Annotated in this window: 4 protein-coding genes and 1 pseudogene; all 5 read left to right on the forward strand. The window is 63.4% G+C overall.

All coding sequences use genetic code 11. The features are described from left to right. Nucleotides 1–447 (forward strand): annotated as a pseudogene (locus tag EOA60_RS24035) (acyl-CoA thioesterase domain-containing protein); the annotation flags it as partial. A gap of 248 nt (nucleotides 448–695) precedes the next feature. Further along, nucleotides 696–1,034, forward strand: a complete 339-nt coding sequence (locus tag EOA60_RS24040; RefSeq protein WP_095825194.1) for a P-II family nitrogen regulator — start codon at nucleotides 696–698, stop codon at nucleotides 1,032–1,034. Between the two features lie 196 nt (nucleotides 1,035–1,230). Then, the gene (locus tag EOA60_RS24045) at nucleotides 1,231–2,412 is read left to right on the forward strand and encodes an ammonium transporter (RefSeq protein ID WP_245322420.1); all 1,182 of its coding nucleotides are present in this window, start codon (nucleotides 1,231–1,233) and stop codon (nucleotides 2,410–2,412) included. Between the two features lie 294 nt (nucleotides 2,413–2,706). Then, entirely contained in the window at nucleotides 2,707–2,982 is a 276-nt protein-coding gene (locus EOA60_RS24050) for a hypothetical protein (RefSeq protein WP_066998346.1), read from the forward strand. A gap of 212 nt (nucleotides 2,983–3,194) precedes the next feature. Then, nucleotides 3,195–3,550, forward strand: a 356-nt coding sequence (locus EOA60_RS24055) for a DNA translocase FtsK 4TM domain-containing protein (protein ID WP_206628210.1), incomplete at its 3' end; no start/stop codon positions are given.

Below are 3,550 nucleotides of genomic sequence, written 5' to 3' on the forward strand. Positions count from 1 at the left end.
AAGTTCGGCGAGGCGGTGCCGGAAGGCATCAAACGCTACTGGGAGCGCGACCGGCCGATCGAGATGAAGCCGGTAATGCTCAAGCACTATACCAGCCGCGAAAAGCTGGAGCCGGAGCAGAATATCTGGATCCGCACCACAGGCCCGGTGCCGGAAGACCGCGCCACGCAGGCGGCGGTGCTTGCCTATCTCTCCGACATGACGCTGCTCGACACCTCGACCTTCGCGCATGGCCGCGCCATCTTCGATCGCGACATCCAGGCGGCCAGCCTCGACCATGCCATGTGGTTCCACCGCAGTCATTCGCTGGACGACTGGATCCTCTACACGCAGGACAGCCCCTCCACGCAAGGCTCGCGCGGTTTCACCCGCGGATCGCTGTTCGCGCGCGACGGAACGCTGATCGCCTCGGTCGCGCAGGAAGGCCTCATTCGGCTGAAACGCTGAGCCGGCTTCGAGGCAAGCCTAGAAAGCAGGCATTTTCCAAATTTTGCCCGTTTTTTAATCATGAGCCATTGCGGCACTGCGCCCGTTTGTTGAGCAAGGGCTGCGGATCCCGTTTGTTTACAACAGGTTAATGCCCTGCTTCGGCAATTGGCACGGAGCTTGAATCCAGTCCTGCACTCTCCGGCTCTCCTCAGGATCGGTGAAGGTGTGCAAACGCGGGGGACCGCAACAGCGAAGGGTGAAACCTTATGAAAATCGTGATGGCAATCATCAAGCCGTTCAAGCTCGACGAGGTGCGCGAAGCGCTCACCGCCGTCGGCATCCAGGGCCTGACCGTCACCGAAGTCAAAGGCTACGGGCGTCAGAAGGGACATACGGAAATCTATCGCGGCGCCGAATACGCGGTCAGCTTCCTGCCCAAAATCAAGATCGAGGTCGCTGTCGGCGCCGACATGGTCGAGAAGGCCGTCGAAGCCATCAGCTCCGCCGCCAAGACCGGCCAGATCGGCGACGGCAAGATCTTCGTCTTCGGCATCGACCAGGCGGTGCGCATCCGCACCGGCGAAACAGACACCGACGCGCTCTGAGCGGCGACCAGCTATTCCAACGGAGAGTTCAATGAATATTCCTTCCCCCTTGAAGACGACGGGACGCGCGGCCGCTGCGCTCGCTCTCGTAGCGTTCAGCACCGCCGCCGCCTTCGCGCAGGAGGCCGCTCCGGCAGCCACGGCCGCAGCGCCGGCCGCCCCGGCGCCCGCGCTCGACACCGGCAACACCGCCTGGATGCTGACCTCGACGGCGCTGGTGCTGATGATGACCATCCCGGGCCTGGCGCTGTTTTACGGCGGCATGGTGCGCAAGAAGAACGTACTCGCCACCATCATGCAGAGCTTCGCCATCACCTGCCTGGTGACGGTGCTGTGGTTCATGTTCGGCTACTCGCTGGCCTTCTCCGACGGCGGCGGCATGAACAAGTTTATCGGCGGTGCCTCGAAATTCTTCCACCACGGCATCACCACTTCCTCGCTGTGGGCGCCCGGTGTGGCGAACATTCCTGAATTCGTCTTCTCGATGTTCCAGATGACCTTCGCCATCATCACCCCGGCGCTGATCGCCGGCGCCTTCGCCGAACGCTTGAAGTTCTCGGCGCTGCTCATCTTCATGGCGCTGTGGCTGCTGGTCGTCTACGCGCCGGTCGCCCACTGGGTATGGGGCGGCGGCTTCCTCGCCACCGCCGGTGTGCTCGATTTCGCCGGCGGCACCGTCGTCCATATCAATGCCGGTGTCGCGGGCCTGGTCTGCGCGCTCGTTCTCGGCAAGCGCGAGGGCTACGGCACCACCAACATGGCGCCGCACAACTTGGTCTATTCGGTGATCGGCGCCTCGCTGCTGTGGGTCGGCTGGTTCGGCTTCAACGCCGGTTCGGAACTGGCCGCCGACGGCCTCGCCGGCGCTGCGATGTTGAACACGCAGGTCGCCACCGCCGCGGCGGCGCTGGCCTGGATGTTCGCCGAATGGATCGTCGCCAAGAAGCCTTCGGTGCTCGGCATCATCTCGGGCGCCGTCGCGGGCCTTGTCGCGGTGACGCCTGCTTCCGGCTTCGTCAACCCGACCGGCGCCTTCTTCGTCGGCATCATCGCCGGCGTCGTCTGCTACCTGTCGGCGGTCAAGCTCAAGCACGCCATGGGCTATGACGATTCACTCGACGCCTTCGGCGTCCACGGCGTCGGCGGCATCGTCGGCGCACTGCTGACCGGTGTGCTCGCCGATCCGGCGATCAACAGCCTGTCGTCGGGCGCCTCGCTCGCCAAGCAGGCATACGGCGTCGCTGTCACCATCGTATGGACGGCGGTCGCCACCTTGGTCATCCTCTACATCGTCAAGGCGCTGGTCGGCCTGCGTCCGAGCACCCAGGAAGAGGTCGAGGGTCTCGACGTCACCCAGCACGGCGAAGTCGTGCCGTAAGGCCGACCCTGCCAGGGCCGGCGGATCCTTCTCCCGCCGGTCCGGACATCAAGGAAAGCTGCGGCGCGGCTTTCCCGATTTACTCCCAAGATCCCGTCGTGATGCCCTCGAAAGGGGCTCACGCCTTGAGGCCCGGAAGATCTTCCGGGCCTCCTTTTTTCTCGGATATGAGCATGGAGCGTTTCGATCACATTCACTTGATCGCGAATGTGTGAAACGTCCGCCCTTCCGGTTCCGTACTGGGATTGCGACCGCCATCGTGGTGTCGCCAAATATCAGGGAAGGAACCGACCAATGAACTGCAAGAATATCTTCCTGGGAGCAATGGCTCTGTCGATGGTCAGCGGTGTTGCACTTGCTGGCGCGCTCGACTCGCCTGACAACATGGCCCCGTTCTTCACCGATTCCAGCATGAAGACCATGAAGTCCGAGGCCGATTTCAAGGCCGCCTGGGCGACGACGGCAAAGGACAAGCAGGACGCGATGATGAAGGAGTGCCAGGACGCGGCGATGAGCAAGCCGCATGCCGAATTCTGCGCCAACCTGATGCAGTACGCCGGCCATAAGTGATGTGCGGAAGATCGGGTCCTTACAGGCCTGATCGTTTCGTCTTTGCCAATGAGAGATGGCGGGCTTCATGGGCCCGCCATCTCCTTTCCGGGGAGCATCTCGGCAAAAGGCCATGGTTAATGCGCCCTTAACCTTCCCGCCGATAGTCTGGGAGACGAATCTCCCGGCATGCGTCACGCATCCGGCCAGGCATCGACACACGGGGAAGAGGCATGCGTTCAGGCGCTTCAGCACCGCTCGCGCTGACCGATACGGGACACGGCATCCAGGCGTTCGCGCGGCGGCAGGTTGGGCGCCTGGTCGGCGCCGGGATGTTCGTGTTCACCGCTTTCGGCGTCGCCAGCCTCGCTACCTGGAACGTCGCCGATCCAAGCTTCTCGCACGCCACCAACAACCTCGTCACCAACGCCATGGGCTATGCGGGCGCGGTGTTTTCCGACCTTGCCATGCAGTTCTTCGGCCTTGCCGCCGTCGCTGGGCTGGTGCCGGCGGTGATCTGGGGTTTTCTGCTCTTCTCCGCCCGCGGCATCGACAGGCTGGGCAAGCGCGGGCTTTCCTGGTTCGGCCT

Origin of the sequence: Mesorhizobium sp. M1A.F.Ca.IN.020.06.1.1, from assembly GCF_004023265.1 — a bacterium.
Taxonomy (GTDB): domain Bacteria; phylum Pseudomonadota; class Alphaproteobacteria; order Rhizobiales; family Rhizobiaceae; genus Mesorhizobium.

Coding starts and splice junctions, on each gene's coding strand:
- EOA60_RS24045 (WP_245322420.1), top strand. CDS start 1,231: ATGCTGACCTCGACGGCGCTGGTGCTGATGATGACCATCCCGGGCCTG.
- EOA60_RS24050 (WP_066998346.1), top strand. CDS start 2,707: ATGAACTGCAAGAATATCTTCCTGGGAGCAATGGCTCTGTCGATGGTC.
- EOA60_RS24040 (WP_095825194.1), top strand. CDS start 696: ATGAAAATCGTGATGGCAATCATCAAGCCGTTCAAGCTCGACGAGGTG.